The sequence below is a fragment of the Aquimarina penaris genome (assembly GCF_040786285.1).
Lineage (GTDB): Bacteria > Bacteroidota > Bacteroidia > Flavobacteriales > Flavobacteriaceae > Aquimarina.
On sequence record NZ_JBFMKQ010000001.1, the window covers coordinates 692,191 to 718,552 of the forward strand.

Genomic DNA, 26,362 nt, shown 5'->3' on the forward strand with positions numbered 1-26,362 from the left:
CCTTATTCGGCTAGTATAATAAACACAGCATGTTAGTAGATGTTTTATGATTTGTTGAGGTAGTGTGTTAAGTACTTTTATTTATCTCTAGAGAAGCCGAAAAAATTGCATCCTCATGGGCCAAGCGTGATATTGATGGAGATACACAACGGGTTCATGATATAAGATATGAGTCTAAGTAAACAAACGTTTAAGCATATTTTGATGAGTGCTATATGCTTATTCGGGAAAGAAGTATAATTTCTTTATCCATGGCCAAACTAGAACCATATCCGGTAAAAGATCTTATTCTTTCTGAAAAATCTTCTTTTTTGTTCTGTTTATTATAACGATAACTTTGGCATTGCTTTGGTTATCTAATATGTAGTTTGTTATGGGGTACACACCACTCACATCATATCTTTCTATTAATTATTTAACGACCATAAATTAAAAAGCAAGTAACTTCTCTTACTACACTTACTCATTAAAAATTGTTCGTTTGAAAATAGTAGTCTCATAAAATGAGACTACTATTCTTTACTATTGCTTAAAAGGAACAATAACAATTCAAGCCTCATAGAAGCTTAGTAAATAGTTATTGATCTTAATTTTTCTAATCATTCTTAAAACTCTCTCGCATGAAAAAATTAATGATTGTAATGTTTTTTTTAAGTTTCACTGCTTCCTTTAGCCAAGGGCTTCTAGTCCCCTTGCCACCACCCCCATCTACTTGCTATTATCCCGATTTAGATGGCGATGGCTACGGTGATGCCAGTGCTAATTGTATTGAAATACCTGATGGAATCACTCAATTGGTAACTAACAATCTTGATTGTGATGACACTAACCCTAATGTCAACTTAGGAGGTCAGGCCTACTATTATGATCTAGATGGAGATGGTTTAGGAAACCCTAATAATTCAATATTTCTATGTGTATTTGACCCTACATTATCAATAGTTGAAGACTCCTCTGATTGTGATGACACAAATGCTTCTATAGGCGAACCAGATACTTGGCATCTGGATGCCGATGGAGATTTTTATAAAGCACGACCTAATTTAACTCAAACGCCAACGTTTCCTCCATTTCCTGGAGGTCCTACTGGTCCAGCTGTCCTTATAAAATCATGTTCATCGCCAGGGTCTAATTATATTAACGCTAATGATCCAAGATTACAACCTGTTTTTGATTGTGATGACAATGACCCCTCTGTAAACATATCTCCAACATGGTATGCCGATACTGATGGTGATGGCCTTGGCGATCCAAATACTAGCAGATCAAGTTGTACTCAACCTAATGGATATGTATCAAACAACCAGGATAGCTGCCCAGATTTTGCAAGCCCTGAAAACAATTGCCCATATACTCCTGTCCAACTAAGTAACGAGAATTACATTTATACCAAGGTATATTTAAAAGAACTGACTGATGATTCTATGGTTTCTGACGATAAAGATGTAAAAGAACACGTTATTTATTACGATGGATTAGGAAGACCTATCCAAGATATTTCAATAAAAGATAACCCTATGGGAAATGATGTTGTACATCATTATGAATATGATCAATTCGGAAGAACTGAAAAGACATATTTACCATTACCAACTACTCAAAATACTGGTAGTTTAGTTACTAATCCTGTATTACAAATCAACGCTTACTATCAGGATAAATATGGTGACAACAATCCATTTGCACAACAGCGATTTGAGAATTCTCTTATAAGCAGAGTCTTAGAATCTGCAGCACCGGGTAATGACTGGCAATTATCTGCAACTAGCGATTCTGATCATACCACTAAGTATGAGTATGAAACCAATAATGCATTTGATGTTAAAAAATATGACATTAATGAAGATGGTGCTTTTGTAAATTCATATTATAGTGCAAATGAATTGACAAAAAACACGGTCAAGAATGAAAATTGGAACCCTACAACCGATGGAGGGTTAAATACGATTAAGGTATTTACCGATAAAAATGGAAGGAAAGTTTCAGAAATCACATATAATAATTCTGGAAGTTCAGGCTTTGAAAAACTAACTACAAACTATGTCTATGATGATCTAGGGAGGTTAACCTATATAATTACACCCAAAGCAGTTCCTATTGATCCTGTTCCTTTTTCGTATACAGAATTTGATCAGTTCATCACAAATGGCAGTTTTTTAACCATCAAAGGTACTCGAGGCCCTAACAGTAGAGGTGGAGCACAGTTCTCTTTGGTTGGTAATAGATTAACCGTTGCGTTTGATTTGGTACTAGATCCTGGCCAAAAAATGAGAAACGGCAGATATGGAACACGTACCAATTTACCTGATATGTATATCGGCAATACAGGTAACGGCAGTTCTCCCAACTATGATGTGTCTATCAAAAATGGCTATCTCTATATTGAAGGCAGTGACGGCGTTTATGAATTAATCAAGACACTTACAGTAGATCTAGAGGCAAACTATGTTAAATTCGATCCCGATGTATTAGATCAATTATGTTATCAGTATAAATATGATCAGTACAATCGTAAAATAGAACAAAAATCTCCAGGTAAAGGCTGGGAGTATATAATATATGACCAATTAGATCGTCAGATTCTGGTTCAAGATGCTAATATTAGAAAAGATAACCTCTGGTTATTTACAAAATATGATGCATTTGGAAGAGTTACCTACAGCGGTAAATATTCTAGTACTAAATCAAGAAATGATTTACAAGCTGAAGTAGATACTTTTATTAATACCTCATCTAACAAATCAAATATTGAAAATAGAAGTATTGAAACAACTTTGATATTAGGCACGGCCATTAGCTATAGTAATACTGCTTTTCCAATCACTGGTTTTGCCGAGTTACTATCTATTAATTATTATGATGATTATAGTTTTACTGATTCAGATAAACCAGTAACTCCATCTATAATAGATGGACAAGCAGTTACAAATAAAACTAAAAGCTTACTTACTGCTAATTGGTCTAAAACGATTGGGGAAAACTCCTGGTCTAAAACATATAGCTATTATGATGAGAAAGGAAGAAGAGTTAGATTATATGAAAAAAATCATTTAGGAGGGTATACTTCTACTGATAGTAAACTAGATTTTAGAGGAAAATTAGAAAGAAGTTTAACTAAACACAAAAGAGTGACTAATTCTGATTTGATTACTATTGTTGACACACATGAATATGATAAATCAGAACGTGTAAAATCACAATATCAAAAAATCAATGATCAGGCAGTAGAGCATTTGTTTACTAATAATTATACGGAGTTAGGTCTTATAGATACTAAAAATGTTGGAGGAAAAGTTTCTGGTAATTCTAATAATTCACTTCAAAATATCGCATACAAATACAATATAAGAAGTTGGTTAAAAGAAATTAATGATGTTGATAATATTGGTAATAATTTATTTGCCTATAAACTTAATTATAACGAACCCATAGAAGGAGGTGATGTAGTAGATGCAAAATCATTATTCAATGGCAACATTTCTCAAACAATATGGAGGTCTAAGTATGATAATCTAAAACAATCTTATGCTTATAATTTTAATGCACTTGATCAATTAACTGATGCTAGTTACCTATCTGGCGATATATTGGGTAGGGTATCCACTTATAAATATGAGGTTCATAACATTAAATATGATAAAAATGGTAATATCACTTATCTAAATCGTAAAGGACTTAGTGGTGCTGGAAACCCTGCTGACCCAGACTTTAAGCAATTAGATTACTTAACCTATACTTACGGAGAAAGAAGTAATCAATTAATGGCAATAACAGATACCGGAGATAAAACAGCTGGTTTTATAGATGGTAACACCTCTGGTGATGATTATGAATATGACGATAATGGTAATCTAATTAAGGACCTTAACAAAGGAATAAGCCTTATAGAATATAACCATATGAATCTTGTAGAAAAGGTTACTTTTTTGAATAACAAAAGTATTCGTTTTATCTATGATGCTTCAGGAAGAAAACTATCAAAAGTATATGTAGAAGGCAATAGTACTACAGAAACCGAATATATAGGTAGTTTTCAGTATCAGCAAGGGCAATTACAATTTTTCCCTTCGTCAGAAGGATATGTCTTTAAAGATAATAATGATTTTAAATACACATACATATATTCAGATCATTTAGGCAATAATAGAGTAACATATAATGATGCTAATGCAGATGGAATCATTACTTCAGATGAGATTTTATCAAATAGCAACTACTACCCTATGGGAAGTATCCTGGAAGGTGAATTTAATGCCTCTATAGCTTCAAATTATAATTATAAATTTCAAGGAAAAGAATTACAGTTAGATAACAATATCGGATTATATGATTTTGGATCACGTATGTATGATTCTAATATTGGTAGATGGTTCACTCCGGATCCACAAAATCAATTTAGTAGTCCATATTTGGCAATGGGTAATAATCCTATTCTTTTGGTAGATCCTAATGGAGAGGAAGCTATTACTATTGGAGCTATTATCGTAGCCGCAGTTGCAGTTATCGGTGGTTTATATTCTTCTATTTCTACAGCAAAAAATGGAGGTGACTTTTTTCAATCTGTAGGAGCATTTACACAAGGTGCAGGTACTGCCGGTTTTGCGGCCGGAGCTGCCTTTGTAACTGGTGGATTAATTTCTACTACAGGTATTGCCTATGCAGGTACTTTGGCTGCAGTTAGCAGTTCTGTTGCTTCTACTGCTTCTACTAATTTGATACAAGGCAATGGAGTTTTTGAGGGTGTAGCCAGTGATGCAATTGGAAGCTTAGCCGGAGCCTATATTGGTGGTGGTATTGGAGCTTTTTCTGGGGGTGCAATTTCTGGAGGAATACAAGAAGGGATAGATGGAGGTAACTTTGGAGAGATTTTAACCTCTGCTGGTACATCGGGCGCTCTATCATTAGCTAGCTATCATGTTATGCAAGAAATTTATTACCAAGACTACTTAAATGGTCCAAGAGAGTATGGTAATGTGAGTAGAAGTGGTTATCAAAAATTTATGGCCACAGGTCAAAGGAGTTTTTCAAGAAATAGAGAAGGTGGTGGATATTTTGTAGCAAATAAGAAAGGTGGACTTGATGTTGGCTATATTACATTCGGAGAAGTAAATAAAGTACAATTTCCTCTTGCCCCAGACAATGTCGTTGCGGACTTTCATTTTCATGTCAACAAAAAATATTTAGCATTCCCAACACATCCAGATGATTTTGAGCTTACTCCTTTTAGTGCTCGCAACTCACACATCATTAATTGGAAAGGCGAGCATTATTTTGCAGATTCAGATGATAAAGCTTTATTTCTTAAAATGAGTATGGGCCAGTTTGAGTATAATATGAGACCCGAAAGTCAATCTCCTTTTGCTCGAGAAGCTCCAGTATTAGAGGGATTTAAGACTAATATAAGAAGGACTTTCGAAAATCATCTTTTTAAGCCGTTCTAAAATAGCCATTTATTATGCTAAGGAAAAAACTGACTCTAATCATAATTTTTATTTGCAATATATCTTCATTTGGACAAAAAATTGAAGACAAAAATTATATGCTGAAAAATTTTGACGACTTCTACTCAAAATCTTTATCCGTAATCATGGATTCAACAATGATTAAAGAAGCTTATAAATCCGGAGAAAGGAAAGAAAAAGTAGGAAGATATATTGCAAAATTAGAGGGAGTATCAAGAAATAGAAAAACAATTAAAAGTATACTAGACTCTATTTCTACAATAACTAAAAAATGCAATTCATCGGTTAATAAAGATAGTCTTTGTTTAATTAGCATAAAAAGGGGGGCTTTGGCACCTGATTATTTTGAAAGTTTTTTAAAATATCCCGAACACAGCTATTTTTCTTTACAAGTAAAAAACATAACTATTCCTATTAATCAAATTGAACCGAAAATCTCTAGAGATACGATGTACTATATTGATAGTACTACAAATTAGAACAAATCACATTTTTATATAATAAGATAATAATGAAAAAAATCCTTATATCATTCCTCATATTAGCATCATCATTTGTTGTTGCTCAAGAAACTATAGATATTGTAACTCCTCAAAAATCATCATTTAATTCTGGACAAAACATAGAGGGGTTTGTACAAAGTTCTATCAATGAACCAACAGGAAAAGTTAATTTCCCTGTGCCAATTACAAAAATAACATCTAGAACAGTATATTATGACCTTTCATTAAACTATAATGGAAATCTGGCTTTTGATGAAGGGTCTAATACTAATAAATATAACTCTACAAGTGAAGTAGGAGTTGGATTTGGGCTTAATGTACCTAGAGTAGTGGTTGACAATAAAAACACAACAACCAGAGAAGATGATGAATTTTATCTACAAAGCACAGATAAAAGCACCAAACTACATTGTATACGCAGAAATGAACTTGGGGTTTTTGAAACTGGAAATATTATATGGGAGTTTCAAGCAGAAAACTTTGTTCCATGGAAAATTAAATACTATAAAGCTTCAAAAGATTTTGTAAACGGTCTTCTTACTGAAATCCCTCTTGATTTTTGGATAATAACTAATGATGAAGGTGCAGATTATTTGTACGGTGTAAACGCTAATGCAAGAGAAAATTTAGTTGGTTGGGGCAATTGGATAGGTAACTCTAATCAGCCTGGACGTAGTAGAGAGACCATTGTATGGAATTTATCTACGATAAGAGACCAATGGAACAATAATATACGTTTTGAATATGAAAAACAAGAGAGTACCGTAGGTGGAGTATCACAAACTGAAGCTGCTTATTTAAAGAAAATTATTTCTTCAACAGGAGAAAACGTTGTTCTCACCTATGGAGATAAAGATCCTAGCGAATTTTATGAGCCTCATCAAGAAAAAATAGAGCCAGATGCTTATCAGGAACGTTATGAAAAAAGATTTTTACAGAGCATAGCAAGCTATAACAGTGATAATAATCTGATATACAACTACAATTTCACATATTCTTTGATTAATAACAATTCATCAACTGATAAAAAAAGATACCTTGCTAATATCGCACAAGAAAATGCCAACGGAGAATTTTTACCAAGTCAAAAATTTGAGTATTACACTTCTGGAACATTTAAGGGAGGCATTAAAACAATAACCTATCCAACAGGCGGGTCGGTTACTTATAAATATAAAAACAAACTTTTATTTAACAATACTCCCAATAATTATGTAGGCACTTCTCCTACTAATGTGGGGTTCAACTTTTATGCTATTGCTACCAAAGAAAATTATACGCTAACATTATTAAAATCACAAAACCCAGTAAGTAATGGCAAACATCAATTTAAGGTAATCAGACAATGGTGGAATGGTCAAGGTTGGGAACAGAGTGCATTTACTTTACCTTATTTAATACGTGATGATTATCCAAACGGGAATACATGGTTACAAAATTTTCATGCTGTATTTGGTAAAGATTTTTATGGATTTTTATATATGGATGGTAATGGTGATAATACTAAAGTAGATTTGTTTCACCTAAAATCAACAGGAACTTCCTGGGTCCGTAGTTCGTATGATAGCACAGATATTTTTTCATTAAATACGGTTGAAGAATCTGATACTGCATTTATATCAGGAGACAATTTTGTTGCGTTGGCCGATGGAGTTAGCTCAGCATTGCACACATTTACGTGGAATAGCAACAAAAACATTTGGGCACATAATGTAATTGATCAGAGAACGCCAAACGATGGTTCTCTGTCTTATTTTCATTATTCAGCAGCTAATAATTACATTTTGGTCTTAGATAGAGGAGGATTAGGAACAGGGATTCCTTCTTTGACCAGAGAAGATTACATTACCGGAGTTCGATATAAGGATCGCTATTATATTCATTATTTAAATCTAGAAAATAGATGGGAAAGTAAATCATGGTCAGCCATAGCAAACCCTATTCTTTCTAAAATTGAAAAAGATAGTTATTTCTATCCTGATAATGCTATGAGTGGTTTTGTAGCAGATCATAATTCAGAGTTTTTTATTCGATGGGATAAAAATTATAATGTATTGACTCCTGATGATGTTTTAGGCAGACATAACGATGCCAATCCAATTGTTCCTACCTATAGCGGAATGTTTATACTTCAAAGTTGGCTATATCAAAAACCTATAAAGTTTGCACGATTTAATGGCGTTGGCTGGAATGTTAAAGATTTTTTACATCCCAATGGTAGTTATCCATCATATGGAGAAGATTTTATGACCTATAGTATTAGTGATAATGGCAGCAGATATTCTGGTTTTGCAGCTTATAATGCCAATTTAGACTTATGGGAAGTCAATAACTTTTTTAGCTCTGATGGAGGAGGTAAATCAGGTGCTACAAAAGATTTTTTAGTATTACGTAATAAAATTTATAAACTCTCAAATACTACTATCTGGCCTACCTTAAATAGTACATTACCAACTGATAATATTTTTACACATACCAATGGTAATCAACATGCATTTGTTGAGCTAGAAGGTGCCTCGGAATCCGATATTTCTGACAATCAGGGATTATTATATTATGTTGATAAAACAACAGATCAAATGACCAATATTAATCTAGGTAATAAATCCCATTATTTATTCAGTGGCCCAAGTAAATTTGCTGGCAGAACTCCTATAATGAGTTCGAAATCCTTATTTATAAGATCAAAAACTTCAAATTCTCCTAATTTATATCGTTTTATAGATGATAAAGTTAATAATGACGTAAGAGATATTGTTGTTAATATTGTTGAAATAAATGATGGTCGTGGAGAAATAAGAGCAACTACTTATTCTTATGACACTCCAAACAGTACTCCAAATAATGATATAACCTATTACGGAGATGTTGCCATAAATAATATAGGATACTATGGTACTCCTTCTCCTATAGGTAAAATAGAGAAAAAGTATAATAATGGAGTAAATGATCTTCAAATGGCAGGTTTATTAACTCAAGAAAAGATTCTAGACCAAGACGGGAGTACAGTAAGCTTAAAGATTAATAATTGGCGAAAATTTGATGAATTTTCAAAAAGTTATACCATTAAATTAGAAAGACAATATAGTAGACTCTATTTTGAAGGAGGAATATTATTAGATGAAATCGAAACTACATATGCTCTTAAACCCTATGTTTTACCTGTTAGTGTCAAACATACTAACAGTATGGGAGAAATTGAAGAAACAATCACTAAATATGCATATGAGGAATATCCTTTTATGAAAGATGAGAACTTCATAAACCAACCTTATGAAATTATTAATAAAGTAGATGGAAAAGAAACCTTGGTCAATAAAACAATTTGGGTTAAAGATTCAAACAATAAAATATATGCTTCAGAAACGTGGTCAGGTAATTCCTCTTCATCATTAAGAAAAACACATAATGTATCTAAAATGAATGACTATGGACAGATAATAGAAACATCAAATGGCAAAGGTCAATATAATTCTATCTTATTTGGATCTAATTATAAATACCCTATTGCTACACTATCTAATGTAAGATATGATAACGTTATTAATAATCTTGATATTACTATGAGCTCTCTTCAAAACCTTGATGATTTGAGTTTGAAATCAGAGTTATTAAAATTATACGATAAGCTTCCAGAGGCAATGATCGAGGTTAGTATTTATGATGTGCAAGGAAAACTGATTACAAAAATTGATCAACGACAAGAAGAGATGAACTACAAATATGATAATTTCAATAGATTGATTGAAACCTCTGATCTAAACAACAAACTTCTTGAAAAAATAGAGTATAACTATAAGCAATAATATTGCGAAATAGAAAAAGGGAAGGAAATTAATTTCCTTCCCTTTTATTTAATGTTAAAAATTAGTTTTTCTCCAACAAAACCTCAATATTTTGGGTGATCACATGGCAGATATCCTTATCCACCACTATAGGGCCACTTGTTTTGGTTTGATAATTATTTTTACTTACCACTACAATATATGTTCCTGTACGCTCGTAAGCTCCAAAAAAGGTGTTTGATCCTGTAAAACCTTCTAACGTTTCTTTATAGTCTCCATCGGTAATAACCACCTCAACACCCTCGACCAAAAACATCCCATCTGATGCATCTTTTACCGTGATTTCTAACCCGGGACGCGCTTCTTGTGTACAAAAAACAGGGTCTTCGGTCTTATCATCATCATTATTACAAGCCCAACAAATAAGTACTAAACTAACAAAAATAAATTTCTTCATCTATCTATAAATAATGCATTACTACTTGTATAAACGATGCATTTTATACGATAAGGTTGCGTTTTTTTAACTTTTTAGGCAATGTATTCTTTATACACCGCAATAGGAATTAAGGCTGTCCATCCACAAAAATCTTTCTTAGCGGGCATACCATAAGCAACCAAATCCGGGGAATAGTTCTCCCAAAAAGTACCTGTAGCTTCAAAAACCTCGGCGATAGAATTATATGTCTTTTTTGCTAATCGTTTTGCCAAATCATGTTGCCCGCAAACTGTTAACCCTTTTAGAACCATATATGAGGTAGGTGCCCATACTCCACCTCGCCAATAATCTCCCCAACCTCTATAATCTATATCGTCAGCCGATAGTGCCGGTAATGGTGTACGTCTTCCGAACTCCTTTGGGTTTTCAAGATGCGCTAAAAATGATTCCATTCTTTCGTCGGGAACCACCTTTCCTAATAAGGCCCAATACATCCCAATATGTTTTCGAGGAATTTGTTTTCCGAAGCCTAAATCATAGTAAATCTGATCTTCTTCATTCCAACATAATTCATTAATTGCCTTGGCGATATTCTCATGAACCTTAGAATACCCCTTTACATCCTTAGATTCATCTATAGCTTGAGCCATTGTTTTGAGTTGATCGGCAAGCATTGCCATCTGGCAAGAGAAGTCTACTAACCTGCCTTGCTTGTTCCAAACGCCTTGTAAGGTTGTAGGGTATTCAGCGATAAATGTGTTCAGCTTTACCGCTCCGGGAGCACTCATTTGTTCTAATTTTTCACCTAATTCATGATGGGTCATACCATTACCATCATTATCCCATCCCTCTGGATAACGCTGGATATTATCCATCCCCATGCCTAGAGTATCGGCATAAAATAGATGATCATCCATCTGATAAGTGTTTACTAAAAACTCGAAGTTCTTTTTTAGAATAGGGTATACTTTCTTTAGCCGTTCTTTGTCTTTTGTAACCGAATACATCTCTAGCTCGGCAAATGCTAATAGTGGAGGGTTTATAGAAACAGGGTGATCTTTTGACCAAAGTGGTGATCCATCTTCACGATATTCTCTGCAGATATACCCATCTTCTTCTATCTGATCATAAAAATTATCAAGTGCTTGGTATACTGGCAGTTCATCTAAGTGATATTTTGCAAAGCAAACCATAAAACAGGTATCCCAAAGAAAGATATTCTGAGAAAACGCGGCATCAATAAATGGTTTTTTAAAAAACACCTCGGTATCTCCTCCCCGGACCTTTGCTTTAGTAATTTCTAGAGCTTTATCATACATTCGTTTTGATAGTTCTGAAGTTACTTTAAATACAGATGGACATTCTTCTTTGACATTAGGTGTATCTTTTTTTGTTTCATTAGTACATGCATACATTCCGGAAACACTTAATACTCCTGCGCTAACCCCCAATTTCTTTGCAAAATCTCTTCTTTTCATAATAAGCCTATTAGTTTTCAGAAAGTTACATAATAGAACCTATTCAACAAAAAAAGCACCCCAAGATGGGATGCTTTTAACTATTTTATAAGAAAACTACTGGTCTACAAATCAAATTTGATTCCTTGGGCCAATGGTAATTCTGTGGTATAATTTATCGTATTGGTTTGGCGTCTCATATACACTTTCCAGGCATCTGATCCAGATTCTCGACCCCCGCCGGTTTCTTTTTCACCTCCAAAAGCACCGCCAATCTCGGCACCAGAAGTACCAATATTCACATTGGCAATACCACAATCAGATCCTGCATGAGATAAGAAACGTTCTGCTTCTCTTAAGTTGTTCGTCATAATTGCAGAAGATAATCCCTGTGCAACACCATTTTGAGTATCGATCGCATTTTCTACATCACCACTATACTTTAAAAGATATAATACAGGCGCAAAGGTTTCATGCTGTACGATTTTAAAAGAATTATCAGCTTCAGCAATAGCCGGTTTTACATAGCAGCCGCTTTCATAACCTTCACCTGATAGTACTGCACCTTCCACTACTATATTTCCACCTTCTTCTACTACTTTTTCTAATGCATTTTGATATCCTTTTACAGCATCGGTATCAATAAGTGGTCCTACATGATTGTTCTCATCTAACGGATTACCTATTCTTAACTGCCCATAAGCATCTACTACTGCTTTCTTCACTTTATCATAAATAGATTCATGAATAATCAACCTACGTGTCGATGTACAACGTTGTCCTGCTGTTCCTACGGCTCCAAAAACGGCTCCGATTACGGTCATTTTAATATCTGCATCAGGAGTCACAATAATGGCATTATTTCCTCCTAATTCTAGAAGTGATTTACCAAGACGCTGCCCTACGGTAGCGGCTACAATTTTACCCATGCGAGTCGATCCTGTTGCCGAAACTAAAGGAACACGTTTATCTATGGTCATCATCTCTCCTACTTTGTAATCTCCGTTAATTAGACAAGAAATTCCTTCGGGAAGATTATTTTCTTTTAATACTTTGGCAATAATGTTCTGACAAGCAACTCCACAAAGTGGCGTTTTTTCACTTGGTTTCCAAACACAAACATCTCCACAAATCCATGCTAATGCAGTGTTCCATGCCCAAACGGCTACGGGAAAATTAAATGCCGAAATAATCCCTACAATCCCTAGTGGATGATACTGTTCGTACATTCTATGACCCGGGCGCTCTGAGTGCATGGTTAACCCATGTAATTGTCTTGATAATCCAACAGCAAAATCACAGATATCGATCATCTCTTGTACTTCTCCTAAACCTTCTTGATACGATTTACCCATTTCGTAAGAAACTAATTTACCAAGTGGCTCTTTTAATTTTCTTAATTCCTCACCAAATTGTCTTACAATTTCTCCACGCAAAGGAGCAGGCATTACTCTCCATGACTTGAACGCTTCTGATGCGGTCTGAATTACTTTTTCATAATCTGCTGCCGAAGTGGTTTCTACTTTACCAATTAATTCACCATCTACTGGTGAGTATGATGAAATTGTTTCTTGAGAAGAAAACCAATTTGCACCCGTTGAAGTTCCTTTATTGTGATCAGAAACCCCTAACTGTTTAAGCGCTTCCTGAATTCCGAAATCTACTATTGTTGTTGCCATGATGTTTATTACTTTTTAAAAAGGTAAAGATACAGTGTTTTGCAGATAAATTAAATTTTGAACGATTCTAAAGTTAATTTTGAACGAATTTTTAAAAATTATGGGGTTAAAAAATCAATTTAGCAATAAATCTAATTTTTGTAAACAGATTTGACTTAGTCTGGTTGTAACATTTCTCCGGTCTCTCCTAACTCCCATTTAATATCTATTTCTCTACCAAGCATTTCTTTTAGAATTGGCATGCTATCGTCGGTTACTCCTTCAGAATAACCACTTATTTTCTGCAGGTTTTTAAGGTTGACAAATGCTTTAGCATCCATTTCAAATTCTGCAAAAAAATGTAACTCTCTTAACTTATCCAAATCTGTAATTACATTAATATCTTCTTGCGTTTTTGGATCAACATAAAGATATTTTAGTTCTTTTAAATTTGATAAAGCTACATTAACTCTAGACATTTTATAGCATGAGTACAAATTTAAGTATTGAAGATTTTTCAATTCTCTTAAAGGTGTAACATCTTCAAAATCATTTGATTCTAACTCAACAAGATGTAATCCTTTAAGCATTTTGATAGGCTCTAAAGTATTCAAACCCACACTTGAAGCAAAAAGAGCTTTCATTTGGGTCATTTCTTGTAAATCATGTATGGTTGGTGATCCGAAAACTACATCAGCGTAGTTATTCTTAAAATATGCTGAAGTAACCATCCCCAAACATCGAGTAACCAAACTATTAAAAAGTTCATGTCTTTGTATATGAAGGTTTATTTGTAATATATGTTTCCAAGTATCGGATAACGCATTCCACCAATTTGTTAACTCTTGCTCTAGAGGTTCTGCTTTGATCTCTAAAGATTCTATCAGTAATTTTCTGTTTTTTGTATACTTCGGAATATGGTCTTTTGCATAATACCCTTCAAAAGAAAAGGCTGCAGATTCCCATTGCGAGCCTTCAATAATGTGAGAAATGATATGTGGTTGTTTAAATGCAATTTTCAAAGTATAAATGGGATTGGGTTCGTCTTTATGAATTTCGTATGCTTCTTCAGGAAAATCCCATGTTTCTTTATATTCCAGCCAGGCATCCAGGCGATCAAACCAGTGCGGGTAATTTGTGTGATCCAAAACTTCTACCGATTCAATATATTTTTCTATCTCTTTACAAAAATCCGAATACTTTGGTTTTAATGTAATGTGATATCTGGTTTCATCTTCGATACCCATGGATGTAATATCCTCTCCTTTATAATTCCAATCTCCCTGATTTTCAACACTTTTATATTCTTCCTCTGTAATATCTATAGATTGACCATAACAAAATTCTTTTAATGGGTTAAGTTCTGCCCTTAGCTCTTCAGTGATTAAACTATTAGCCTCTTCTTGTGAGATAGGATAATGTTGCCAGCCAGCATTATAGATATACTCATCCTCGATATTTGTAAACTGTTCTAAAATGATTTGAAAAGCATAACTAAAATCATCTCGTATAGGATGTTCATCCGGATGTATAATTTCTATTTCAACTTCAAGTGTATTTTCTTTTTTTGAAAGAATATGAATTCGCACTAAACTAGACATGGGCTACTTATTTAATTTTGAACACTAAAATCAATTTCGTATTATTTTTCAGATACAAATCGTTGGTCTGTTGACATCTCGGTGCCACAATTATTACAAGTTCTTAGATCTTTATTACCATAGAAGGTTTTGAAATGTCCTAAGAAATCTTTTTCAATATCATGTAATTTAAAATATACTTCGTGTAACTTATGATTGCAATTGTCACAAAACCAAAGTAATCCATCTTCGGCTTCGAGGTCTACTCTTTTTCTTTCGATCACCAAACCAATGGATCCTTCATGCCGAACAGGAGAATGTGGTACTTTGGCAGGATGCAAGTACATATCTCCTGGGCCAAGAGCCATGGTTTTCTTTTCTCCATCTTCTTGTATATGTACTTCGATAGTACCCTCTAATTGATAAAAAAGTTCTTCGGTTTCATTATAGTGGTAATCCTTTCTGGCATTCGGCCCTGCCACAATCATCACAATATAATCTCCGGCTTCTTTATATAAATTTTTATTTCCTACTGGTGGTTTGAGTGTATCCCTATTTTCTTCAATCCATTGATTAAGATTGAATGGTTTTCTAATTGCCATATATTACTTTTTAAGGAATATAAAAGTAAGAAATTGCAAAGAAAACTTTCTAAAAACTGAAGTAATCTTGATTTTAAATTAGCGGTAGTAAAAATGTACTTCGACACCCTCAGCAGCACTATAGAAAAACAAGGGGTTTTCACTCAAAAGCCTAATTTCGATACAATTTTTCTTTGTTTCTCTATTAAAAATCACTCAATCCGACGGCTTTTGACTATACTTTAAGTTAAGCCAAACTGTTAAACTGATGAAAGAAAGCGAACCTACGTTCGCTTGTATAAAAAATTAACAACCCGTGTCTTCATATTCTAAACTCCCATCTGTTGGACAAGGAATAGAGCACGATTGTGTAATTAAGATAGGAAAAGGGCTATTGCCAGGTCTAAAAATACAAGTGCAACAATCATCAAAAATCGGAATAAATCCTCCTTTTACCAATTTTTGCTCATTCTTACTTAGTTCTTTGGCATTGTCGATGTTTAAAATTTTTTTCAGCATAATATAGATTGGATTTGTTAGAGTACTTAAAGTTAAGAAATATTATACCCTAACTCTTAATTTTTCGAAAATTAACATCTGAATATCAAATACTTACTAAAAATGTAGTCAAGATTGTTTTCTCTACATTGTAAAGAGGTCGCCTAAAAAAGAAATCGCTCAAACAAGATTTCTCTTGTAGAGCGATTCCCAACTAAATAACCAACCAAAAAATTTGTGTTGTAAAGTGCTACCTTACTTTTTATTTTGAAAGCTTTCTTAATTTAAGATCAGCTTTTTTAATTCTTTTTGTTTCATTCTGGACTGTTTTACCGTTTTTAGAACTCTTGAATAATAAGTGTCCTCTTCCCTTAAACTGATATACTGTGCCAGATGTTGGATGGAATAATTCTATTTCACTGTCATTAATAACGGATAACTCAAAGAATTCATTGTCCAAAAAGCTATAATCAAGTGTTAAAGTTTTCCTATAAAAATTATCTGCAATGTCATAGACCTCATAATGACCAACATAATCATAAATAATATCATCAATAGGAATTCCGTTTTGATCCTCAGAGCTATTAAAATTATCTCCAGAACCGTAGTACAGAAACTTCAAATAGTTTTCATTATCAAACTCATTTAGCACTCCATACTCACTGGTATATACTTTTTCCCATGTTTCATATTCCTGAAGAAAGTAATGAATATTGTCATAAAACACTCTGTCATAATCAAAAGTGCTTCTCTGATATCCAATCAAATAATAACTCGTGTTGGTAACTCCATCATACAATTCTATTTCATTACTAGAAAGTTGTGTTACTGCAAGTCTATATATCCCATCAATATCATGATTGATATCTACTTCTGTTCGGTAGGTATCATAATAACCAACATCTAATCCAAAACCACTACCATTACTCCCCATTCCTACCAAATTATTATTGGCATAAAACGCTCCATTTTTGAAAGAAACCGTGAACGCTTTTTGTAAAAAGGGAACCTCTCCACTTCCTTTTGTACGCTCGATATCTACATACCAGATTTCATACGTATTTAATACTTCATTTAATGTAACAACAGGTTCTTCGATATATACATCTTCTTCGATAACAACCTCTGCTACACAAGAGGTTAATACGATTGAACCTAAAAAAATGATCGAAAGTAATTTTAAAGTCTTCATAAGCTGTGTCTTTTCAATTTCAAATACCTGAAACCAAAACACGTGCCAAACTTATAATAAACTGATTATCAGATTTTTATTTTGAGTCGGATTTTACTTATTTTTGAAGCCACAATCTTTTTTATGGAAAAAAAACTAAAATTTGCAGTTCTGGGTGGAGGTAGTTGGGCTACAGCTATTGTAAAAATGCTTACCGAAAACCTTGATGAAGTGGGTTGGTATATGCGAAGTGTATATGCTCTTGAGCATCTAAAAAGGCAACAACACAATCCTAATTATCTAAGTTCGGTTGAGTTTAAGCTAGAACAACTAAAGCTTACTAATGATATTAATGAGGCAGTCGAGTATGCCGATTATTTGATTTTTGCCATTCCTTCTGCTTTTTTGCACAGTGAACTAGAAAAACTTACGGCTTCATTACAAGATAAAGTAATTTTTTCGGCAATAAAAGGTATTGTTCCCGAAACCGGCCTTATTGTAGGAGAGCATTTTCACGACGAATATAAGATTCCATTTAATAACATAGGTGTAATTACGGGGCCTTGCCATGCAGAAGAAGTTGCACTGGAACGTCTTTCTTATCTTACCATTGCTTCTAATGATGAAGAAAAAGCCAAAATTATGGCTGATCGTTTAAGCAGTTACTATATCAAATGCAAAACCAGTGATGACATTATTGGTACCGAGTATGCAGCTGTTCTTAAGAACATATATTCTGTTGCTGCCGGTATTGCTCACGGTCTTGGATATGGTGATAATTTCCAGAGTGTTTTAATGAGTAATGCCATTCGTGAAATGAAGCGTTTCATTAAAAAAGTGCATAAAATGAAACGAAACATTAATAACTCTGCCTATTTAGGAGATTTATTGGTAACCGGATATTCTATTTTTTCCCGTAATCGAATGTTTGGTAATATGATCGGAAAAGGATATACCGTAAAAAGCGCCCAGATGGAAATGAACATGGTTGCCGAGGGATATTATGCCGCAAAAACTGCCTACGAACTTGATGCTACCACAACTACCAGAACACCAATTATAGATGCTGTGCATGATGTTTTATATGAAAATAAAAACCCAAAAGAAGTATTTAAGAAACTAGCCGATAAGCTAGATTAATTATCCTTATCTTCATAGCTCTTATTTTATATTAATTCTATGAAGCAACTTATCGAAACATTCTATACTGGTTTGAGTGAACTAAACCCTGATAAAATGGTATCGTGTTATCATGATGACATTGTTTTTGAAGATCCGGGGTTTGGAAAACTAAAAGGAGAACGAGCGAAAAGCATGTGGCGAATGCTTTGTAAAAATGCGACTAATTTTAAAGTCGAATTTTCACAAGTTGAAGCCAATGAGCATACCGGATCTGCACACTGGGAGGCCTGGTATAATTTTAGTAAAACAGGAAATTCTGTTCATAATATCATTGATGCCAAGTTTGAATTTAAAGATGGTAAAATCATAAAACATATTGATCATTTTAATCTACATCGATGGGCTTCTCAAGCCATGGGATGGAAAGGTAAGTTACTTGGTGGTACTGGGTTTTTTAAGAAAAAACTGATTCAACAAACCAACAGAATGCTCGATAAATTTATGGCTTCTTAATTCTTTAAAGCTCATCGATGAAACCATTAAAATTCACACAACCTCTGGTCTCTGTATCATGGCTTTCAGAACATCTGGATCATCCGGATTTGATCGTTTTAGACGCCACAATTAAGAAAGTGACCTCAACTAAAGAAGCAAAAAGCGCTAACCTTCAGATAAAAAATGCTCGGTTTTTTGATATTAAAAAGGCATTTTCTGATACCACTACAGATATCCCAAATATGTTACCTACTCCTGAGGCTTTTTCTGAAGCCTGCAGAAATATAGGGATTAGCAATCACCATAAAATCGTAGTCTATGATCAATTAGGAATATACTCTAGTCCCAGAGTATGGTGGATGTTTAAAACCATGGGGCATGAAAATATTGCTGTACTCGATGGTGGATTACCTGCCTGGAAAGGTGCTAATATGCCTTGTGAAACCATGGATAATAGCTCTAATCCAACAGAACGAGGGGATTTTAAAGCTATGTTTGATCAAGATCTTACTACAGATTCAAAATCTATCCTTGCAGAGATGAACAATAAAAACACTTTAATTCTCGATGCACGATCACCCGGAAGATTTACTGCTCAGGAACCCGAACCCAGAGCAAGTCTTAAAGGAGGGCATATTCCAAATTCTATGAATTTACATTATACCAAAATAGTACGAGATGGTCATCTACTTCCGGTAGGTGAATTAAAAGAAGTTCTTGACGATTTTAATATTGAAAATAAAAAACTGATCTTTACCTGCGGATCCGGGATCACGGCATGTATTATTATGTTAGCGGCCAACCTGGCTGGATATGATAATGTATCAGTTTATGATGGTTCCTGGAGTGAATGGGGACAACTAGATGGTGTGCCTATTGCATGTTAAATTGTTAAAAAAAATAGTAATAAGTCTCCTCTCCCTTGAGGGAGAGGATTAAGGTGAGGGTGTTTTTCCAATTCCCCTCACCCTAGCCCTCTCCCCAAGGAGAGGGAATTTTAAAAAAATCTAGAACGTACATGTTATATTTTAAGTTTTTATCCCAACAAAAATTACCTTTAGCACTTATAGTATCTTTATTCCTCAGTCTATTTGTTCAAGCCCAAGACAAAAAATTCAGTCTAGATGATTTTTATACCGATAATCCTGCATTAGATCATACTGTAGACTCTATTTATAACAGCTTATCACAAAAACAGAGAATTGCCCAAATGATCATTAGCTGTACTGGGGAATTAGGGAAACCTGAGGCCGTCGTAAAAAAACTCGCAGAAGACGATATTATTGGTGGAGTTGTTTTTTTAAAGGGAAGTAAAAAAACGCATACCGAAACGATTGATGATCTCAATACGATTTCAGAAAAAAATAAAACACTACCGCTCATTTTTAGTATGGATGCAGAACCTAGTCTATTTGCCAGCAGAATTAAAGGGGCACAAGATGTAGGGAAAACGATTGATATTAAAACCACTGCTCAATCAGATGCGGTAGTCAATATCATTAACAAGGAACTCAAAGATATTGGTGTACATCATAATTTTGCACCTGTTCTGGATATTAGTCCCGGTAACGAAGCCATTAAATCTCGAAGCTATGGCAATAATAAAGACTCTGTAATCAATCTGGCAAATCGCTTTATAAAATGTACACAAGAAGGTGGGATTATTGCCACAGCTAAGCATTTTCCCGGCCATGGCTTGGTTAAAGGAGATACCCATAAACAAAGCGTATATATTGATGGTCCATTGCAAGAAGTTGATAATTATAAACCCATTATTGCAGATGGTGTATTATCCATTATGATTGCTCATATTACTGTAGTGAATAATAATACATTCGGAACCAATGGGTTGCCTTCGAGCTGTTCAAGAAGAATTATTACCGATTTATTAAAAGACGGGATGTGTTTTGAGGGCATTATAGTTTCTGATGCTTTAAATATCATGAAAGCCGTTACCATTTTGGATAATGCACCTCTACTTGCCTCCAAAGCCGGTTGTGATATGATCTTAATGCCAAAAGACGAAGAAGAAACCATGAAATCTATCCTGGTAGAAATTGAAACTGATAAAGATTATAACAAACAAGTTATCCAGTCGGTAAAAAAGATACTACGATTAAAGGTTTGTGCAGGAGTGATTTAATCCTACTTGCCCATAGTTAAGTCTAAGCATAGGTTCTTTATTAGTAATATTATACTATTACTGGCATATCTTCTTCTCTTAAACTAAATGCCGTACTGCATAGTATGGGTTTGAAGCAAAAAAAGGTGTATCCAGTGTAACCTTATATACACAGTTGTTGCATGCCATTACAATTTACATCCTGAACTAAAAACCATAATTCAACTTTTTTGCTGATTTAAATCATTGTTTAGTGAAGTCTCTAAGAGTATTTTTATTAGAGATTCTATTAACGATGAAAAGGCGAAAATTCATAACCATAGCTGGAATGGGAACTATAGCTGTAGGCGGATTAACCTATTTTTTAAACGATAGTTACCAAAATCTGAAATATGAAGAGAGAATTATTGATACTTGGAGGCATTCTAGTAATTTAAATAACTCTAATACTTCACTAATGTTTGAACTAGTTAGATATGCGACATTAGCAGCTAACAGCCATAATACACAACCCTGGCATTTCAAAATTGGTAATAAGAAAATTACTATCTCTCCCGATTTTACTAGACGGTGTTCAGCCGTAGATCCAGATGACCATCATCTTTATGCAAGCCTAGGGTGTGCTGCAGAAAATATTGTACATGCCGCTAGAGCATTTGGTTTAGAGGCTAATATTTCAATTCATAGTGGCTCAGATGAAGTAATTCAAATAGATTTTGAGCCTACTTCTTCAGACCAATCTAACTTATTCTTCGCTATTCCTAAAAGACAGTGTACAAGAGCCACCTATGATAGCACGAAAGCATCACCCGAACAACTCAAGGTATTAGAAGCTATCGGACAAGAGACTGGCATCTCTAGTCAGATATTTACAAATAAAACCGATTTAGAGGCAATTCTTGAGTTTGTCGTAGAAGGAAATACAGATCAAATGCGAGATCAAGCTTTTGTAAAAGAGCTTAAGGATTGGTTACGATTTAATCCATATTCAGCCATGAAACATGGTGATGGGCTTTATACTGCTACTTCGGGGAATCCTACTTTTCCAAGTTTTGTTGGTAGACTATTTTTTGACTTAGCCTTTAAAGAAAAAACCGAAAATGATAAATACAGAGACCAGATAAGAAGTTCGGCGGGTGTCATCGCTTTTGTTTCTGAACAAGATGATATTGACCATTGGATAAAGGTAGGAAGGTGTTACCAACGCTTTGCATTACAAGCTACTGCATTAGGATTAAAACATTCGTTTGTTAATCAAGCTGTTGAAGTCCCAAAAGTACGGGATCAATTGGCAAATTACTTGAATATCGGAAATCGAAGAACCGATCTATTAATTCGGTTTGGATATGGAACAGAACTTCCGAAATCTCTTAGACGTCCTGTAAATCAGGTGATTATTTAGTCCTGCGCCAACATGTAAGTGAATTGCAATTAGAAAAAGATCACATGAAAAAGATCACCAGGACACATGTAGTCCCAAAAAATTCAATCATATCAAAGGGTTTTAACAATTACCATTATTGTGATTCTTTTTCTGTAGTTACACAAACAAATGATAGCTTAGATAGCATAACAACTATCATTTTTCAAACACCTGAATGGGCTAACCTATTAATGGGTATAAGAAACACAATATTTAGTCTTTTTGGTTTAGACAAAGGTGGTTATAAGGATCGTAGACACATTGCGAATCATTATCCTGTAGGCTCTAGAGCAGTTTACTTTACTGTTATAGACAGAAGTGATAATGAAATTATCACTGCAGAGAATGATAAACATTTAGATTTTAGGATTTCTGTATTTGAAAACGAAGAAGGACATAATAGAAGAATTCACCTAACGACCTTAGTAAAATACCATAATGCCTTAGGACGCTTCTATTTTTTTATTATAAGAGCGTTTCACAGAAGAATAGTTGTTGGTTTGTTGAAAAGGTTAATAAAGCTGTGAACGGTGTTCAATAAGGTATCCTATTAAAAGTACTAGTCCAGTTCTCTAAAGTTAATTAATATTTTCTTTTTTACTTAAACCACTTTTTTCTTTTAATATAACTTGCTCCGCATCCTATATATGATCAACTATTTGAAGAGTCGCTATGGGCATCTGTATGATTATAAATTATAATAGAACGGCTCACTTGCTATTAATATGATTCTACCTAAGGGTAGACCACCTGCGTTATTTTGTAATATTGTTCTGGATCCGAAGACATACTAAAAGACTTACTGCTTTTTCATCGATGCTATAAGTAATTGCAATGAAATTTCCTCGCCGAAAATTCACTTGAATTAATTAACTTCGTCCTACGTCGGAAAATTACAACTGATTTTCCGTAACTAACCATACACAAACCGCTTTATGCCATCGAAAAATTAAAATTTTGAAAGAGTTATCAATAAAAAAAGGAGAGATATTGCAACGAAGTGGTGAACTAAACACAAAAGTTTACCATGTCAAATCTGGTTTACTAAGAAGTTATTCTATCGATAAAAATGGTAAAGAAAATATATTCATGTTTGCTCCAGAATCTTGGGTAATAGCAGACAACTGTAACCCAGACTCACCTGCAGATCTATTTATAGACGCTTTAGAAGATTCAAAAGTAATTGTTCTACAAAAAGACATTGAAAGAGAAAGACAGAATGTAGTTGCTTTTACAAAAAGATTAAACTCACTACAAAAACGAGTTTTAATGCTAATCAGTACAAATGCTATTGAACGTTACGAATATTTTGTTCAAACATATCCCGATATAACTCAGCGGGTACCTCAGCGAATGATCGCTTCATATATTGGTGTTAACCCTGAAACTTTGAGCGCTGCTAAATCAAAGCATCTACAAAAAGATTAGCTTTTTTTATTTCTTATGAAATCATAATGCAAAGCATTTTTGTAAGCTAGACATTTGCTCTTAAACAAAATATAGAGTAATGACTAAAAATGTTATTGCCTTTGGGGCTTCAAATAGCAAACAATCCATCAATAAGCAATTTGCTCAATTTGCAGCTAACAAATTAATAAATACAGAAGTAATTATTCTTGATCTAAATGATTTTGAATTACCTATTTATTCAATTGATTTAGAAAAAAAATCAGGCATTCCCGACAATGCAATTAGATTTTCGAAATTCATCAAAGAATCCGATGCCATAATCATTTCACTAGCAGAGTATAATGGCCTTTATACCAGTGCATTTAAAAATTTATGGGACTGGATTTCAAGGATTGATGGCATGAATATCTGGAGCGGCAAGCCTATGTTTCTTCTTTCTACCTCTCCTTCAAAAAAAGAAAGAAACTACGTGATGAAAGTTTCACTATACTTATTTCCAGCTTTTGGAGCTAATATCCTTGCGAGCTATGTCTTACCCTCATTCAATCATTATTTCAAAGACAATAAAATAATAGAAGAAAATCATGCTCGGAATTTTGAGTCAGAGTTACACAAATTTCAAGAACATATTAATCAAATATAATTTACTATGAATTACAAGACTTTTTTTAAAATATCAACAGTATTATGGATCATTTGGGGTTTAGTACATATGTTTGCAGGTATCATGACCATCTATTTTATTACATCTGGTGATATAAGCGGAGCAATAGGTGGAATAGCGGATGCTGTTGACCCTGAGACTCTGCAAATGACTTATCCCGATGCTGCGGGAGCAGTAATTGGCCAACACGGCTTTAATCTTCTTTGGGTAGGTACTGTAACGCTTATTTGCGCATTTTATATCTGGAAGGGTAATAAAAATGCCATCTTCCTGGCAGCTATTGCTGGTGGTTTAACTGATTTAGGATACTTCATTTTTCTAGATTTAGGAGGCTTTGTGCATTTCGTTCCAGGAACGGTCATGACCTTGGTCTCTTCAGCAGCTATCATTTTGAGTTTTGTAGCGCATTTTAAAACTAAAAATTCAGTGGCTTCTAACCTGTAAAAAAGGGTATTAATATGGATGATGAGATCAGTATTTTGGTTTTCGCATAGTACTGATCTTATGATCCTACACCGTATTAACTTCTTCTTCGTTATTCTAAACCAGTATATTATTGTGACTAAATTTTTTGGCATATTGATCATTCTTGTGTTTTGTTTGCCTTGGAACGCACTCGGACAAGAGGAAGAAAAGGAAATCCAGAGCTTTCCTCCCATTGGCACTTTAAGAGCTGAAGAGTCTTACTTATACTTAGACTCAATAGAGAAAAACATGATTTTTCTCCAACCTCTTAAACTAATCACCATCAATAGAGAAAATAATGTTTTTCTTACATTGGGTGGTGAATACCGTGCAAGAGCCGAACATTACACGAACGAGAATTATACTGACAGGGACCTGACCTATTATTCTCAAAGAGTTAATTTACATACCTCTTTAACGCTAAGTACTAAGTTTCGTCTTTTTGGTGAACTATACAGTGGTTATGTGACAGGTAATGAAGATATAATTCTCGAATCTGATGAAATTGATCTCCATCAAGGTTTTTTGGAGTGGAAACCTATCAATTCTTCTGGCTTTACGGCAACCGTTAGGCTTGGAAGACAAGAAATTGGATATGGAGCTTCTCGGATTGTAGGTATAAGAGAAGGACCTAATATGAGAAGGTCTTTTGATATGGCAAGAATTATAATTCAAAAAAACAACTCGTCTATCGACCTACTTTATGGAAAAGAAGTCACTATTGCTCCTTTCAGTTTTGACAATACATCCAATATTTTTAAAAGTGATACATCAAATCCTATTTTTTGGGGAGTGTACTATAGACGACCTTTTCTAGGAGACAGAGGTAAACTAGACCTGTACTACTTTGGCTTTCATGCTAACTCCTCGCGCTTCAATGATGTTTTAGGTGAAGAAACTAGACATTCCTTTGGAGCTAGATCATTTAGCACTAAAGGTCGATTATCCTACAATACCGAAATAATCATACAATTGGGTAAACTTGACAATAGCGATATTTTTGCTTATAACATAGAAACTGACTGGAAATACACGATTGTCAAAAATGGCTGGAAACCTAAACTAGGAATCAAAGCAGACTGGTCGAGCGGTGATCAACGTGTTGAAGATGGAAAAATAGGAACATTTAATCCAATATTCGTTAATCCTGCGATTTACAGTCTCGCTGCAGTAAATACGCCTGCAAATATCACAAGCCTACATCCGAACTTCACTTTTTATCCTTTAGAAGGTTTAACAATTTACATGGACTACGCCTTCTTTTATAGAACCCAATCAAATGATGGTCTTTACACTCCACCCCGCTTTTTAACTCGTGAAGCAAATGGCATTCGCACAAAACATATTGGAGATGTATTTGGTTTACAAGTATCTTATGAGATCAATCGTACTATCTCTTTTGATTTAAGGAGCTCTTATTTCATCGCGGGCCAATTTATTAAAGCATCAGGCAATTCAGAAAACACTTTCTACATAGCTCCAACATTGAGTTTTAAATTCTAAGTCCCCGCTTAATGAGTAAAAAAA

Annotated in this window: 20 protein-coding genes; 13 read left to right on the plus strand and 7 right to left on the minus strand. The window is 34.2% G+C overall.

Annotation, left to right across the window (positions count from 1 at the left end; all coding sequences use genetic code 11):
- Positions 1–620 precede the first annotated feature (620 nt).
- From ABW637_RS02790 to ABW637_RS02800, 3 genes are all read left to right on the plus strand, one after another.
- A complete protein-coding gene (locus tag ABW637_RS02790) occupies positions 621–5,441 on the plus strand; it encodes a DUF6443 domain-containing protein (protein WP_367583107.1) in 4,821 nt (1,606 codons plus the stop codon).
- Between the two features lie 158 nt (positions 5,442–5,599).
- A complete protein-coding gene (locus tag ABW637_RS02795; protein ID WP_367583108.1) occupies positions 5,600–5,941 on the plus strand; it encodes a hypothetical protein in 342 nt (113 codons plus the stop codon).
- A gap of 32 nt (positions 5,942–5,973) precedes the next feature.
- The gene (locus tag ABW637_RS02800; protein ID WP_367583109.1) at positions 5,974–9,771 is read left to right on the plus strand and encodes a hypothetical protein; all 3,798 of its coding nucleotides are present in this window, start codon (positions 5,974–5,976) and stop codon (positions 9,769–9,771) included.
- Positions 9,772–9,832: 61 nt separating this feature from the next.
- On the opposite strand, the gene ABW637_RS02805 is transcribed toward ABW637_RS02800, so the two are convergent.
- The 7 genes from ABW637_RS02805 to ABW637_RS02835 all read right to left on the minus strand — a co-directional run bounded on the left by ABW637_RS02805 (position 9,833) and on the right by ABW637_RS02835 (position 17,155).
- Positions 9,833–10,207, minus strand: a complete 375-nt coding sequence (locus ABW637_RS02805) for a carboxypeptidase-like regulatory domain-containing protein (protein WP_367583110.1) — start codon at positions 10,205–10,207, stop codon at positions 9,833–9,835.
- A 74-nt stretch (positions 10,208–10,281) separates the two neighbouring features.
- Entirely contained in the window at positions 10,282–11,667 is a 1,386-nt protein-coding gene (locus ABW637_RS02810) for an MGH1-like glycoside hydrolase domain-containing protein (protein WP_367583111.1), read from the minus strand.
- 104 nt (positions 11,668–11,771) lie between these two features.
- Entirely contained in the window at positions 11,772–13,325 is a 1,554-nt protein-coding gene (gene amaB, locus ABW637_RS02815; protein WP_367583112.1) for an L-piperidine-6-carboxylate dehydrogenase, read from the minus strand.
- A 155-nt stretch (positions 13,326–13,480) separates the two neighbouring features.
- Positions 13,481–14,905, minus strand: coding sequence for a leucine-rich repeat domain-containing protein (locus ABW637_RS02820; protein ID WP_367583113.1), 1,425 nt, complete (start codon positions 14,903–14,905; stop codon positions 13,481–13,483).
- Positions 14,906–14,946: 41 nt separating this feature from the next.
- Positions 14,947–15,486, minus strand: coding sequence for a 3-hydroxyanthranilate 3,4-dioxygenase (locus tag ABW637_RS02825; protein WP_367583114.1), 540 nt, complete (start codon positions 15,484–15,486; stop codon positions 14,947–14,949).
- Positions 15,487–15,771: 285 nt separating this feature from the next.
- Positions 15,772–15,984, minus strand: coding sequence for a hypothetical protein (locus ABW637_RS02830; protein ID WP_367583115.1), 213 nt, complete (start codon positions 15,982–15,984; stop codon positions 15,772–15,774).
- Between the two features lie 241 nt (positions 15,985–16,225).
- Positions 16,226–17,155 carry a nicotinic acid mononucleotide adenyltransferase gene (locus tag ABW637_RS02835; protein ID WP_367583116.1) on the minus strand — a complete coding sequence of 310 codons (930 nt, stop codon included), beginning with the start codon at positions 17,153–17,155 and terminating at the stop codon, positions 16,226–16,228.
- A gap of 123 nt (positions 17,156–17,278) precedes the next feature.
- On the opposite strand from ABW637_RS02835, the gene ABW637_RS02840 reads away from it, so the two are divergent.
- The 10 genes from ABW637_RS02840 to ABW637_RS02885 all read left to right on the plus strand — a co-directional run bounded on the left by ABW637_RS02840 (position 17,279) and on the right by ABW637_RS02885 (position 26,338).
- On the plus strand, positions 17,279–18,274 hold the full coding sequence (locus tag ABW637_RS02840; RefSeq protein ID WP_367583117.1) for an NAD(P)H-dependent glycerol-3-phosphate dehydrogenase: 996 nt from the start codon (positions 17,279–17,281) through the stop codon (positions 18,272–18,274).
- Between the two features lie 39 nt (positions 18,275–18,313).
- The gene (locus ABW637_RS02845; protein WP_367583118.1) at positions 18,314–18,769 is read left to right on the plus strand and encodes a nuclear transport factor 2 family protein; all 456 of its coding nucleotides are present in this window, start codon (positions 18,314–18,316) and stop codon (positions 18,767–18,769) included.
- A gap of 17 nt (positions 18,770–18,786) precedes the next feature.
- The gene (locus tag ABW637_RS02850; protein ID WP_367583119.1) at positions 18,787–19,638 is read left to right on the plus strand and encodes a sulfurtransferase; all 852 of its coding nucleotides are present in this window, start codon (positions 18,787–18,789) and stop codon (positions 19,636–19,638) included.
- A 131-nt stretch (positions 19,639–19,769) separates the two neighbouring features.
- Positions 19,770–20,894, plus strand: coding sequence for a glycoside hydrolase family 3 N-terminal domain-containing protein (locus ABW637_RS02855; RefSeq protein ID WP_367583120.1), 1,125 nt, complete (start codon positions 19,770–19,772; stop codon positions 20,892–20,894).
- A 307-nt stretch (positions 20,895–21,201) separates the two neighbouring features.
- A complete protein-coding gene (locus ABW637_RS02860; protein WP_367583121.1) occupies positions 21,202–22,275 on the plus strand; it encodes an Acg family FMN-binding oxidoreductase in 1,074 nt (357 codons plus the stop codon).
- 44 nt (positions 22,276–22,319) lie between these two features.
- The gene (locus ABW637_RS02865) at positions 22,320–22,823 is read left to right on the plus strand and encodes a DUF2867 domain-containing protein (protein ID WP_367583122.1); all 504 of its coding nucleotides are present in this window, start codon (positions 22,320–22,322) and stop codon (positions 22,821–22,823) included.
- A gap of 430 nt (positions 22,824–23,253) precedes the next feature.
- Entirely contained in the window at positions 23,254–23,724 is a 471-nt protein-coding gene (locus ABW637_RS02870) for a Crp/Fnr family transcriptional regulator (RefSeq protein ID WP_367583123.1), read from the plus strand.
- A 79-nt stretch (positions 23,725–23,803) separates the two neighbouring features.
- Positions 23,804–24,349, plus strand: a complete 546-nt coding sequence (locus tag ABW637_RS02875) for an NADPH-dependent FMN reductase (RefSeq protein ID WP_367583124.1) — start codon at positions 23,804–23,806, stop codon at positions 24,347–24,349.
- Between the two features lie 6 nt (positions 24,350–24,355).
- A complete protein-coding gene (locus ABW637_RS02880; protein ID WP_367583125.1) occupies positions 24,356–24,814 on the plus strand; it encodes a hypothetical protein in 459 nt (152 codons plus the stop codon).
- Positions 24,815–24,832: 18 nt separating this feature from the next.
- Positions 24,833–26,338, plus strand: coding sequence for an alginate export family protein (locus tag ABW637_RS02885; protein WP_367583126.1), 1,506 nt, complete (start codon positions 24,833–24,835; stop codon positions 26,336–26,338).
- Positions 26,339–26,362: the final 24 nt, after the last annotated feature.